The organism is Staphylococcus sp. NRL 16/872 (assembly GCF_022815905.2).
In the GTDB taxonomy this organism is placed as follows: domain Bacteria; phylum Bacillota; class Bacilli; order Staphylococcales; family Staphylococcaceae; genus Staphylococcus.
In genome coordinates, this window is the sequence record NZ_CP119327.1 from 880315 (window position 1) to 894328 (window position 14014).

At 39.1% G+C, this 14014-nt stretch carries 7 protein-coding genes, 2 tRNA genes and 3 rRNA genes; 9 read left to right on the forward strand and 3 right to left on the reverse strand.

Going from position 1 to position 14014, the window contains the following annotated elements; genetic code table 11:
• The first annotated feature begins 24 nt into the window (after positions 1–24).
• The 9 genes from rsbW to rrf all read left to right on the forward strand — a co-directional run bounded on the left by rsbW (position 25) and on the right by rrf (position 9848).
• A complete protein-coding gene (gene rsbW / locus MT340_RS04250; protein ID WP_243590233.1) occupies positions 25–477 on the forward strand; it encodes an anti-sigma B factor RsbW in 453 nt (150 codons plus the stop codon).
• A complete protein-coding gene (gene sigB / locus MT340_RS04255) occupies positions 452–1222 on the forward strand; it encodes an RNA polymerase sigma factor SigB (RefSeq protein ID WP_243588917.1) in 771 nt (256 codons plus the stop codon). The genes rsbW and sigB overlap by 26 nt, the downstream gene beginning before the upstream one ends.
• Positions 1223–1566: 344 nt before the next feature.
• Positions 1567–3714 (forward strand): Tex family protein, encoded by a 2148-nt coding sequence (locus tag MT340_RS04260; protein ID WP_243588918.1) that lies wholly within the window; start codon positions 1567–1569, stop codon positions 3712–3714.
• Positions 3707–4165, forward strand: coding sequence for a SprT family protein (locus MT340_RS04265; RefSeq protein WP_243588919.1), 459 nt, complete (start codon positions 3707–3709; stop codon positions 4163–4165). The genes MT340_RS04260 and MT340_RS04265 overlap by 8 nt, the downstream gene beginning before the upstream one ends.
• A gap of 306 nt (positions 4166–4471) precedes the next feature.
• Positions 4472–4557 (forward strand) — tRNA-Leu (locus MT340_RS04270).
• A 21-nt stretch (positions 4558–4578) separates the two neighbouring features.
• Positions 4579–4652 (forward strand) — tRNA-Gly (locus MT340_RS04275).
• Positions 4653–4765: 113 nt separating this feature from the next.
• Positions 4766–6316, forward strand: a 16S ribosomal RNA gene (locus MT340_RS04280).
• Positions 6317–6743: 427 nt separating this feature from the next.
• A 23S ribosomal RNA gene (locus MT340_RS04285) occupies positions 6744–9665 on the forward strand.
• A 68-nt stretch (positions 9666–9733) separates the two neighbouring features.
• Positions 9734–9848 (forward strand): 5S ribosomal RNA (gene rrf / locus MT340_RS04290).
• The 16S, 23S and 5S rRNA genes sit together here with 2 tRNA genes alongside, the layout of an rRNA operon.
• Positions 9849–10783: 935 nt before the next feature.
• On the opposite strand, the gene ilvA is transcribed toward rrf, so the two are convergent.
• From ilvA to leuC, 3 genes are read right to left on the reverse strand one after another with little or no spacing between them, the layout of a single operon-like run.
• Positions 10784–12052: a threonine ammonia-lyase IlvA gene (gene ilvA / locus MT340_RS04295; protein WP_243588920.1), complete on the reverse strand. Its 1269-nt coding sequence runs from the start codon at positions 12050–12052 to the stop codon at positions 10784–10786.
• 6 nt (positions 12053–12058) lie between these two features.
• A complete protein-coding gene (gene leuD / locus MT340_RS04300) occupies positions 12059–12634 on the reverse strand; it encodes a 3-isopropylmalate dehydratase small subunit (protein ID WP_279390693.1) in 576 nt (191 codons plus the stop codon).
• Positions 12635–12636: 2 nt separating this feature from the next.
• The gene (gene leuC, locus MT340_RS04305; protein ID WP_243588921.1) at positions 12637–14007 is read right to left on the reverse strand and encodes a 3-isopropylmalate dehydratase large subunit; all 1371 of its coding nucleotides are present in this window, start codon (positions 14005–14007) and stop codon (positions 12637–12639) included.
• Positions 14008–14014: the final 7 nt, after the last annotated feature.

Consider the following 14014-nt stretch of genomic DNA (forward strand, 5'->3'; position numbering starts at 1 on the left):
TTGTCTAAAAATGATTATATTGAAATGAAACTACCTGCCTCTGCAGAATATGTCAGTTTAATTCGATTAACATTATCAGGTGTGTTTTCTAGAGCCGGTGCTTCATATGATGATATAGAAGATTCTAAAATTGCAGTAAGTGAAGCGGTTACAAATGCAGTTAAACATGCATACAAAAATGAAACAACTAATGGTATGATTAACATATGTTTTGAAGTATTTGATGATAAAATTAAAATCATCATTTCTGATCAAGGTGAAAGTTTTGATTATGAAAAAACTAAATCTCAATTAGGGCCTTATACCGAAAATGAAAATATTGACTTTTTACGTGAAGGCGGTTTAGGTCTATTTTTAATTGAATCGTTGATGGACGAAGTAAAAGTTTTCAAAGAATCTGGTGTGACAATCAGCATGATTAAGTATATAAAAAAAGAGCAGGTGCCAAATAATGACGAAAGAGTCGAAATCAGTTAATGATGTATCACCTGAACAGATTAACCAATGGATTAAAGAACACCAAGATAACAAAAATACGGATGCTCAAGATAAACTTGTAGCGCATTATCGTAAGTTAATTGAGTCATTAGCTTATAAATATTCAAAAGGACAATCACATCATGAAGATTTAGTTCAAGTTGGTATGGTTGGTTTAATAGGTGCTATTAACAGATTTGATTTATCTTTTGATCGCAAATTTGAAGCATTCCTAGTACCAACCGTTATTGGTGAGATTAAAAGATATTTAAGAGATAAAACTTGGAGCGTCCATGTTCCACGAAGAATTAAAGAAATTGGACCGAGGATTAAAAAAATTAGTGATGAATTAACAAACGAATTTGAACGTTCTCCTTCAATTTCAGAGATTGCTCAGCGTTTAGAAGTTTCTGAAGAAGAAGTTCTAGAAGCGATGGAAATGGGACAAAGTTATAATGCATTAAGTGTAGATCATTCGATAGAAGCAGATAAAGATGGTTCGACAGTGACTTTATTAGATATTATGGGCCAACAAGATGATAACTACGATTTAACAGAAAAACGTATGATACTTGAACGTATTTTGCCGATTCTATCTGATAGAGAACGAGAAATTATTCAATGCACATTCATTGAAGGATTAAGTCAAAAAGAAACTGGAGAACGTATAGGTCTTAGCCAAATGCATGTCTCAAGATTACAACGTACAGCAATTAAAAAATTGCAACAAGCAGCTAAACAATAATTCAATATTAATAATATATAAGAGCCTGGTACATTATTAAATGTAACAGGCTTTTCTCATATTTTGTCAGTAGCTAACTGAATTGAAAATGCGCTTATATCAAACTTTTTTCAATTCTAGTTATCCTTGCCGGGGAGCGGGGCCCCAACATAGAGACTATCGAAAAAGAAAATCCACGGCCAACGTAAGTTGGGGTTGAACAACGAAATTATTTGAATTCCTGTTTCGCTCCTTTTTAATTATGAGTAAAGTATGAGAACAATTATGAAAAATGGTTTAAATAAAATGATTGTTTATTATATGCTAAAATTGAAAATGAAATTTTGAAAAAGTGTGGTTATATAATGGATAAAAATTTAATTGATGAAATAGTAACAAAATATCAATTTTCAGGAAAACAAGTTAAAGCAGTACTACAACTCTTAGAAGAAAATAATACAGTTCCTTTTATTGCTAGATACAGAAAAGAAGCTACTGGTGGACTAGATGAAGTTCAAATAAAACAAATTTCTGATGAATATCAGTATGTATCAAATTTACAAAAGAGAAAAGAAGAAGTTATACATAATATTGATCAACAAGGTCTGTTAACTGATGAACTTAAACAAGATATATTAAAGCAAACTAAATTGCAAAGAGTAGAAGATTTATATAGACCGTATAAACAGAAAAAGAAAACGAGAGCCACAGAAGCAAAACGTAAAGGACTTGAACCTTTTGCTCAATGGATTATTGAAGGAAAAGGTTCTGATATTGAACAACAAGCAACGCAATATATAAACGAAGAAGTAGAAACAACTGAAGATGCGATAGCAGGAGCGCAAGATATTATCGCCGAGCATGTTTCTGATAATCCTAAATATCGTAACCGAATCTTAAAAGATGTCTATCAACTAGGCCAAATTACGACTGCTAAAAAGAAAAAAGCGGAAGATGAAAAAGAAACATATGCGATGTATTATGATTATTCTGAACCAATTAAGCGCGTAGCTAATCACAGAGTTTTAGCCATGAACCGTGGTGAAAAAGAGAAAGTATTATCAGTAAAAATTGAATTTGATACGTCTCATATTGAAACTTTTATTGAAAAAAATGAAGTTAAATCTGCAAATACTCAATTACAATATATTAAAGAAGCAATTAAAGATAGTTTAAAACGTTTAATTATGCCTTCAATAGAACGAGAAATTCGAGGAGATTTAACTGTAAAAGCTGAAAATCATGCAATCGAAGTATTCAGTGAAAATCTAAAAAATTTATTACTACAACCTCCTATGAAAGGGAAACAAATTTTAGGTGTCGATCCAGCTTTCAGAACGGGGTGTAAACTTGCAGTTATCAATCCTTTCGGAACATTTGTGGCCAAAAGCGTTATTTACCCACATCCTCCAAAAGCGAAAGTTCAAGAAGCTGAAAAAGAATTAACACGTATCATCAAAGAGAACGACGTAGAATTAATTGCAATTGGTAACGGAACAGCAAGTCGTGAAACAGAACAATTTGTAGCAAATGTTATTCAAAAATATAAACTAAATACGCAGTTTATTATAGTAAATGAAGCGGGTGCTTCTGTTTATTCTGCTTCCGAAGTGGCTAGAGCAGAGTTTCCTAATTTCCAAGTAGAAGAGAGAAGTGCTGTTTCTATTGGAAGACGGGTGCAAGATCCATTGAGTGAATTAGTTAAAATAGATCCTAAATCAATTGGGGTAGGTCAATATCAACACGACGTGAATCAAAAAGAATTAGAACAAGCATTAACATTTGTTGTTGAAACAGCGGTTAACCAAGTTGGCGTAGATGTTAATACTGCTTCTAAATCATTACTGCAATACGTTTCTGGATTATCAGGTGCAATAGCTCAAAATATTATTGATTATCGTGAAGAAAATGGAGCTATTAAACATAATAAAGAAATTAGTAAAGTTAAACGATTAGGTGCTAAGACGTTTGAACAAAGTATCGGTTTCTTAAGAATAGTAAACGGTACAGAGCCTTTAGATAACACATCAATTCACCCAGAAAGTTATGCGGCAACATACAACTTATTAGAAAGTTTAAATTTATCTATATCAGACTTAGGTTCTGAAAAGTTAAAACAAGAACTTTCTAACATCAATATAGAAAACGTTGCTACTAAGTTAGAAATAGGGGTGCCAACATTAGAAGATATTATTAAATCATTAATGGCACCAAACCGTGATCCACGTGATGAATATGAAACACCAATTTTAAAATCCGATGTGCTTTCAATTGAAGATTTAACAGAAGGTATGAAACTAAGCGGTACTGTTAGAAACGTAGTAGACTTTGGCGCTTTTGTAGATATAGGTGTAAAACAAGATGGTTTAGTTCATGTTTCAAAATTATCTAAGAAGTTTGTAAAAAATCCTATGGATATCGTGAGCGTAGGAGATATAGTTGATGTATGGATTTTAAATATTGATAAAACTAAAGGCAAAGTTGCATTAACTATGATTAACCCTAATGAATAATAAAGGTTTACAACAATTAGTAGAAACAATCTCTCTTGAAAGTTTTAACAGGAGATTTAAACACGAGGCATACTTCAATAAAAGGTTAAGAACTACAGGCGGTAGATATTTATTATCTTCCCATAATATTGAAATAAATCCGAAACAATATGAGAGGTTTGGAAGAGCAGCGCTTGTCGATATCATTAAGCATGAATTATGTCACTACCATTTGCATTTATTAGGTAAGGGATATAAACATCGAGATGAGGGCTTTAAAAGATTAAGTGAAAAAGTAAAAGCACCTCGTTACTGTAAAGCACTTGAAAGCTATGAACAAAGAGCAAATTATATTTATAAGTGCGCATCTTGTGGAAGTGAATATATGAGAATTAAAAAAGTAGATATTAGCAGAATGAGATGTGGTAAATGTAGTGGCAAGTTAGAACTGAAGAAATATCTTAAAAAATGACCGTTATAGAATAGTTCTTTAAATATAAAGATTATGATTGAAAATTAATAGAATGATATTCAAAGCACTTTATCCACGACGTTATTTGCCAAGGATAAAGTGCTTTGAATTTTTTATAAATAAGGTATTGACTTTAATATAATAAGCATGTATTATATATATCGTTGCTTTAATAAAAGCGCTAAACATTAAAAGTTAGTAAATTTATTTAAAATAATATTAAAAAAGTATTGACTTTTTATTACAAAAGATTTACAATAAATAATGTTCTCGATAATTAATAAATATTAATTATGCGTTTTGCCAGCGGTCGTGGCGGAATGGCAGACGCGCTAGGTTGAGGGCCTAGTGGGAGAAATCCCGTGGAGGTTCAAGTCCTCTCGGCCGCACCAAATAAATAATTAGTTAAATATGCGGGTGTAGTTTAATGGCAAAACCTCAGCCTTCCAAGCTGATGTTGTGGGTTCGATTCCCATCACCCGCTCCATTAAAAATGAACATTGAAAACTGAATGACAATATGTCAACGTTAATTCCAATAAATGTAACTGTAAGTTACAAACACTATTTAGTATTATGAGCTAATCAAACATCATAAATTTTTATGGAGAGTTTGATCCTGGCTCAGGATGAACGCTGGCGGCGTGCCTAATACATGCAAGTCGAGCGAACAGACGAGGAGCTTGCTCCTCTGACGTTAGCGGCGGACGGGTGAGTAACACGTGGGTAACCTACCTATAAGACTGGGATAACTTCGGGAAACCGGAGCTAATACCGGATAATATTTTGAACCGCATGGTTCAATAGTGAAAGATGGCTCTGCTATCACTTATAGATGGACCCGCGCCGTATTAGCTAGTTGGTAAGGTAACGGCTTACCAAGGCGACGATACGTAGCCGACCTGAGAGGGTGATCGGCCACACTGGAACTGAGACACGGTCCAGACTCCTACGGGAGGCAGCAGTAGGGAATCTTCCGCAATGGGCGAAAGCCTGACGGAGCAACGCCGCGTGAGTGATGAAGGTCTTCGGATCGTAAAACTCTGTTATTAGGGAAGAACATACGTGTAAGTAACTGTGCACGTCTTGACGGTACCTAATCAGAAAGCCACGGCTAACTACGTGCCAGCAGCCGCGGTAATACGTAGGTGGCAAGCGTTATCCGGAATTATTGGGCGTAAAGCGCGCGTAGGCGGTTTTTTAAGTCTGATGTGAAAGCCCACGGCTCAACCGTGGAGGGTCATTGGAAACTGGAAAACTTGAGTGCAGAAGAGGAAAGTGGAATTCCATGTGTAGCGGTGAAATGCGCAGAGATATGGAGGAACACCAGTGGCGAAGGCGACTTTCTGGTCTGTAACTGACGCTGATGTGCGAAAGCGTGGGGATCAAACAGGATTAGATACCCTGGTAGTCCACGCCGTAAACGATGAGTGCTAAGTGTTAGGGGGTTTCCGCCCCTTAGTGCTGCAGCTAACGCATTAAGCACTCCGCCTGGGGAGTACGACCGCAAGGTTGAAACTCAAAGGAATTGACGGGGACCCGCACAAGCGGTGGAGCATGTGGTTTAATTCGAAGCAACGCGAAGAACCTTACCAAATCTTGACATCCTTTGACCACTCTAGAGATAGAGTTTTCCCCTTCGGGGGACAAAGTGACAGGTGGTGCATGGTTGTCGTCAGCTCGTGTCGTGAGATGTTGGGTTAAGTCCCGCAACGAGCGCAACCCTTAAGCTTAGTTGCCATCATTTAGTTGGGCACTCTAAGTTGACTGCCGGTGACAAACCGGAGGAAGGTGGGGATGACGTCAAATCATCATGCCCCTTATGATTTGGGCTACACACGTGCTACAATGGACAATACAAAGGGTAGCGAAACCGCGAGGTCAAGCAAATCCCATAAAGTTGTTCTCAGTTCGGATTGTAGTCTGCAACTCGACTACATGAAGCTGGAATCGCTAGTAATCGTAGATCAGCATGCTACGGTGAATACGTTCCCGGGTCTTGTACACACCGCCCGTCACACCACGAGAGTTTGTAACACCCGAAGCCGGTGGAGTAACCATTTGGAGCTAGCCGTCGAAGGTGGGACAAATGATTGGGGTGAAGTCGTAACAAGGTAGCCGTATCGGAAGGTGCGGCTGGATCACCTCCTTTCTAAGGATATATTCGGAACATCTCGTAGAGATGACGGAATAACGTGACATATTGTATTCAGTTTTGAATGTTTATTTCAAACATTCAAAATAAATGATAATTGCATTAAGTGTTATATTTTGATATAATAACTCATTGTGATTGTTGAAAATTTAAGTTATTATTTAAAGAAATCGTTTCTCAGACGATGAGTTGAACGAATTTAAAGCGCAGTTTACTTTCGTAAATGAGCATTTAAATTTGTGATAACGAAGAAGTATGAAAACGATTGACTAAATAATAGAGAATTGTACATTGAAAACTAGATAAGTAAGTAAAATAGATTTTACCAAGCAAAACCGAGTGAATAGAGTTTTAAATAAGCTTGAATTCATAAAAAATAATCGCTAGTGTTCGAAAGAACACTCACAGATTAATAACTATATTAGATTAAGTTATTAAGGGCGCACGGTGGATGCCTTGGCACTAGAAGCCGATGAAGGACGTTACTAACGACGATATGCTTTGGGTAGCTGTAAGTAAGCGTTGATCCAGAGATTTCCGAATGGGGGAACCCAGCACGAGTTATGTCGTGTTATCGACAAGTGAATTCATAGCTTGTCAGAAGGCAGACCCGGAGAACTGAAACATCTTAGTACCCGGAGGAAGAGAAAGAAAAATCGATTCCCTGAGTAGCGGCGAGCGAAACGGGAAGAGCCCAAACCAATAAGCTTGCTTATTGGGGTTGTAGGACACTCTATACGGAGTTACAAAGGAATATATTAGACGAATCATCTGGAAAGTTGAATCAAAGAAGGTAATAATCCTGTAGTTGAAAATATATTCTCTCTTGAGTGGATCCTGAGTACGACGGAGCACGTGAAATTCCGTCGGAATCTGGGAGGACCATCTCCTAAGGCTAAATACTCTCTAGTGACCGATAGTGAACCAGTACCGTGAGGGAAAGGTGAAAAGTACCCCGGAAGGGGAGTGAAAGAGAACTTGAAACCGTGTGCTTACAAGTAGTCAGAGCCCGTTAATGGGTGATGGCGTGCCTTTTGTAGAATGAACCGGCGAGTTACGATCTGATGCAAGGTTAAGCAGGAAATGTGGAGCCGTAGCGAAAGCGAGTCTGAATAGGGCGTTTAGTATTTGGTCGTAGACCCGAAACCAGGTGATCTACCCATGGTCAGGTTGAAGTTCAGGTAACACTGAATGGAGGACCGAACCGACTTACGTTGAAAAGTGAGCGGATGAACTGTGGGTAGCGGAGAAATTCCAATCGAACTTGGAGATAGCTGGTTCTCTCCGAAATAGCTTTAGGGCTAGCCTCAAGTGATGATTATTGGAGGTAGAGCACTGTTTGGACGAGGGGCCCCTCTCGGGTTACCGAATTCAGACAAACTCCGAATGCCAATTAATTTAACTTGGGAGTCAGAACATGGGTGATAAGGTCCGTGTTCGAAAGGGAAACAGCCCAGACCACCAGCTAAGGTCCCAAAATATATGTTAAGTGGAAAAGGATGTGGCGTTGCCCAGACAACTAGGATGTTGGCTTAGAAGCAGCCATCATTTAAAGAGTGCGTAATAGCTCACTAGTCGAGTGACACTGCGCCGAAAATGTACCGGGGCTAAACATATTACCGAAGCTGTGGATTGTCCTTTGGACAATGGTAGGAGAGCGTTCTAAGGGCGTTGAAGCATGATCGCAAGGACATGTGGAGCGCTTAGAAGTGAGAATGCCGGTGTGAGTAGCGAAAGACGGGTGAGAATCCCGTCCACCGATTGACTAAGGTTTCCAGAGGAAGGCTCGTCCGCTCTGGGTTAGTCGGGTCCTAAGCTGAGGCCGACAGGCGTAGGCGATGGATAACAGGTTGATATTCCTGTACCACCTAACATCGTTTTAATCGATGGGGGGACGCAGTAGGATAGGCGAAGCGTGCTGTTGGAGTGCACGTCTAAGCAGTGAGATTGAGTGTTAGGCAAATCCGGCACTCTTAAGATTGAGCTGTGATGGGGAGAGGAAATTGTTTCCTCGAGTCGTTGATTTCACACTGCCGAGAAAAGCCTCTAGATAGATAATAGGTGCCCGTACCGCAAACCGACACAGGTAGTCAAGATGAGAATTCTAAGGTGAGCGAGCGAACTCTCGTTAAGGAACTCGGCAAAATGACCCCGTAACTTCGGGAGAAGGGGTGCTCTTTAGGGTGCAAGCCCAGAAGAGCCGCAGTGAATAGGCCCAAGCGACTGTTTATCAAAAACACAGGTCTCTGCTAAACCGTAAGGTGATGTATAGGGGCTGACGCCTGCCCGGTGCTGGAAGGTTAAGAGGAGTGGTTAGCTTCTGCGAAGCTACGAATCGAAGCCCCAGTAAACGGCGGCCGTAACTATAACGGTCCTAAGGTAGCGAAATTCCTTGTCGGGTAAGTTCCGACCCGCACGAAAGGCGTAACGATTTGGGCACTGTCTCAACGAGAGACTCGGTGAAATCATAGTACCTGTGAAGATGCAGGTTACCCGCGACAGGACGGAAAGACCCCGTGGAGCTTTACTGTAGCCTGATATTGAAATTCGGCACAGCTTGTACAGGATAGGTAGGAGCCTTTGAAGCGTGAGCGCTAGCTTACGTGGAGGCGCTGGTGGGATACTACCCTAGCTGTGTTGGCTTTCTAACCCGCACCACTTATCGTGGTGGGAGACAGTGTCAGGCGGGCAGTTTGACTGGGGCGGTCGCCTCCTAAAAGGTAACGGAGGCGCTCAAAGGTTCCCTCAGAATGGTTGGAAATCATTCATAGAGTGTAAAGGCATAAGGGAGCTTGACTGCGAGACCTACAAGTCGAGCAGGGTCGAAAGACGGACTTAGTGATCCGGTGGTTCCGCATGGAAGGGCCATCGCTCAACGGATAAAAGCTACCCCGGGGATAACAGGCTTATCTCCCCCAAGAGTTCACATCGACGGGGAGGTTTGGCACCTCGATGTCGGCTCATCGCATCCTGGGGCTGTAGTCGGTCCCAAGGGTTGGGCTGTTCGCCCATTAAAGCGGTACGCGAGCTGGGTTCAGAACGTCGTGAGACAGTTCGGTCCCTATCCGTCGTGGGCGTAGGAAATTTGAGAGGAGCTGTCCTTAGTACGAGAGGACCGGGATGGACATACCTCTGGTGTACCAGTTGTCGTGCCAACGGCATAGCTGGGTAGCTATGTATGGACGGGATAAGTGCTGAAAGCATCTAAGCATGAAGCCCCCCTCAAGATGAGATTTCCCAACTTCGGTTATAAGATCCCTCAAAGATGATGAGGTTAATAGGTTCGAGGTGGAAGCGTGGTGACACGTGGAGCTGACGAATACTAATCGATCGAAGACTTAATCAATTTTTTCAAGTTTTGCGACGCAAAATCTTTACTTACTATCTAGTTTTGAATGTATAATCATTCACTTGTCTGGTGACAATGGCAAGGAGGTCACACCTGTTCCCATGCCGAACACAGAAGTTAAGCTCCTTAGCGCCGATGGTAGTTGGATTTACGTTCCGCTAGAGTAGGACGTTGCCAGGCAATATTGAGACCGAAAGGTCTCTTTTTTTATGTCTAAAATTAAAGTTATAGAACACGTTTACGTATATTTAGCTTTACGAAGAGAAAGCGATTGAAGCTGATGAATTGAGGAAAGAGAGCAGCGAGTTTAGTTAAACTAAATGAGCAAGCGAAAGACGACAATGAAGAAAGATGCGAGCGCTTGCCTCAAAGTAAAGGAAGCTCCTTAGCGCCGATGGTAGCAGATTTACGTTCCGCTAGAGTAGGACGTTGCCAGGCAATATTGAGACCGTAAGGTCTCTTTTTTTATGTCTAAAATTAAAGTTATAGATCACGTTTACGTATATTTAGCTTTACGAAGAGAAAGCGATTGAAGCTGATGAATTGAGGAAAGAGAGCAGCGAGTTTATTTAAACTATTAGTAGTCCTGAGATAAAAACAGAGCGGTAGCAAAACTACTGCTCTGTTTTTTTACAAACATTAGTGTTGTTATATTTATGACAGGTATTCTAAGATAGATAACGAAACGTAGTTCTGGGAACTCCTATGTTGATTATTAATGAACCTAAGTACTTTAACACTTAGGTAAGAAATTCTAAATATGACCAACGAAATGATGTTGTGTGACGCCTGAGGAATAGATTATTAATGAACTTAAGTGCTTACACACTTAAGTAAGTAGTTCTAAAATGGGTAATGGAACGTAGTTGAGCGACGCCTGAGGGAACAGGATGAGTGTCGAGACCAAGGCTCGACCCAGCCCCCTAGGCAAGCGTCTCAACTTAAGTGAAATGGTGCTCCATTTAAGAACTGCTTTAGAAGACCTTAGAAATCCCCACAGATTTATCTGTGAGGAATTTCTGGCTAAAACTGTACCCTAGGCAAGCGTCGCAACAGAATGAGTGAATGTTCATCAGTCAACATCTATCTTAGAACCCTTCAATTCACATTTGCACCTAAATTAACAATGAATATAACATTTTATTTTCATTAATATAAATATTCGAAGGATCAAAATCATGCACATTCGTTTTTAATTGACTAAGATCATCATGATTTTTAAGTTGAATGCCAATGATAACTGTACCAGTATTTTGAGATGATTTCTTCAGATATTCAAACTTAGTAATATCATCTTGTGGCCCTAGCACCTCATTAACAAATTCTTTGAGTGCTCCAGGACGTTGAGGAAAGTTAAGAATGAAGTAATGTTTCATTTCTTCATATAACAACGAACGTTCTTCAATTTCTTTCATACGATTGATATCATTGTTTCCGCCACTTACAATACACACTACATTTTTTCCTTTAATTTTATCTTTATAGGATTCTAAAGCCGAAACACTTAACGCACCAGCTGGCTCAGCTACAATCGCTTGTTTTGAATACATATCAAGAATAGTCGAACATACAGCGCCTTCATCAATTTGAACATAATCATCGACGTGTTGTTTTGCAATATCAAATGTGATGTCACCGACGCGAGCAACGGAAGCGCCGTCAACAAATTTATCAATATGATCTAGAGTGATAATTTTATTTTGAATCACTACAGATTCAAACATACTACTTGCACCTGCAGGCTCTACGCCAATAATTTGAGTATGAGGGCTGAAATCATCCATATAAGTACTTACGCCAGAAATTAATCCACCTCCACCAATAGCAGCAAATAAATAATCAAATACGACATTATCTTCTTTAGATTGTTCTAAAATTTCTTTAGCTAATGTGCCTTGACCAGCAATAGTATGAATATTATTAAATGGATCAATAAAAGTCATTTGATGTAATTTAGTATATTGTAGTGCTTCTTTAAGACAATCATCGAAGGTATCTCCAGTAAGTACAATTTCTACATTTTCAGCCCCAAAGAACTTTACTTGATTTACTTTTTGGAGTGGGGTAGTGACAGGCATGAAGATGACTGCGTTTAACCCTAATGCCTTAGCAGTATAAGCGACACCTTGTGCATGATTGCCAGCGCTAGCACACGTAATACCCTTAGCTTGTGCTTCGTGGTCTAATATAGAAATGGCATTATATGCACCTCGTAATTTGAATGAACGAACCCACTGCAAATCTTCTCTTTTTAAATACACATTACAATCATATTTTTGAGAGAGATAGTGGTCGTATTGGAGAGGTGTTTCTTTAACAATATCTTTGATTCGTAAATAAGCTTCATCTATATCTTTTGATGTCACTGTCGTCTTAAATGTCATATTCTATCAACCCTTACTTTGTTTTTCATATTTTTCTATTAAATCTTCATATTGAAGCGTAATGGCAATATCGTCTAAACCATTGACCAATTTATTCTTCCAAGTTTCATCAATATCAAAGTGAAATGACTTTTCATTAGTTGAAACTGTTTGATTAGGGAGGTCTATCGTAATTTCAGTTTGAGTTGCTAAATAATGTCTTGTATCTTCATCAAGAACAATCGGTAACATACCATTTTTAGTACAATTCATATAAAAGATATCGCTAAATCCTCCAGCAATAATAATATTAAAGCCGTAATCTTTTAATGCCCATGCAGCGTGTTCACGACTAGAACCGCAGCCAAAGTTATCACCTGTAATTAATATAGAAGCCCCTCTATATTCAGGTTTATTAGGATTAAAATCAGGATTATCAGTACCATCAGGTAAGTAACGCCACTCATCGAAAGCGAACGGCCCAAATCCTGTTTTAGTAATTCTCTTAAGATGGACTTTAGGTATAATTTGATCGGTATCGATATTATCGTTAAACAATGGGACAATTTTACCTGTATAAGTCGTAATAGGTTGCATTTCCATAATTAAACAACCACCTTTCGAACATCTACAAATTTACCATTAATCGCAGCAGCTGCAGCCATTGCTGGAGATACAAGATGTGTTCTTGCGCCTTTACCTTGTATACCTTCAAAGTTACGATTGCTTGTAGACGCACAATGTACGCCTACAGGGACTTGGTCAGGATTCATTCCTAGACACATTGAGCAACCTGGTTCTCTCCATTCAAACCCAGCTTCTTTAAAGATTTTATCAAGACCCATAGCCTCCGCTTCTTTTTTAACAGTGCGGGAGCCAGGTACAACGATCGCTGTAATTTTAGGATGCACTTGATTGCCTTTAACAATCTTACTTGCTTCAACTAAATCAGATAATCTAGCATTCGTACAAGATCCTAAGAAGACGTATCCTAAATCGATATCTTCTGCTTTTTGACCAGGGGATAGTCCCATATATTGATATGCCCGTTCATCATTAATATTTTTTATTTCTGGAAAAGGTGTATCGAAACCTACGCCCATTTCTGGATTAGTTCCCCAAGTGACTTGAGGTTCTAAATTGCTGACATCTAATTCAATGACTTTATCAAAATGTGCATCGTCATCAGAATAAAGCGTACGCCATTCATCTATACTTATCTCAAAGTTTTGTGCATATTTACGTCCTTTAACATATTCAAAAGTAATCTCATCAGGTTGGATAAGTCCATATTTTGCGCCACCTTCAATGGCCATATTACAAATCGTCATTCTTGCTTCCATAGATAATGACTTAATGGTTTCACCAGTAAATTCCAATGCATAACCAGTGCCAAAGTCGACACCATACTTACTAATGAGATACAAAATGATATCTTTTGCATAAACACCAGTGGGAAGTGTTCCATTGATATCTATCTTCAAATTTTTAGGTTTTGTTTGCCACAAAGTTTGAGTTGCAAAGACATGTTCAACTTCACTCGTACCAATACCAAAGGCAATAGCTCCAAAAGCGCCATGAGTAGCAGTATGAGAATCACCACATACAATAGTCTTGCCAGGTTGAGTTAAACCAGTTTCTGGTCCTACCATATGAACGATCCCTTGTTCATCAGACCCCATGTCAAAAATATGGACACCAAAATCTTTAGCATTTTTTTGAAGGGTAGTAATTTGTTTATTAGCAATTTCATCTTTAATATTAAAAATATCAATTGTAGGCACATTGTGATCTAGCGTTGCAAACGTTAAATCAGGTCGTCGCAATTTACGATTTTGTAATCTTAAACCTTCAAACGCTTGAGGAGAAGTAACTTCATGTATAAGATGCAAATCGATATATAAGAGTTGAGGTTCGCCTTCTTTGCCAGTTAAGACGTGTTTATCCCAAACTTTGTCAAATAATGTTTGTCCCATAATTTTG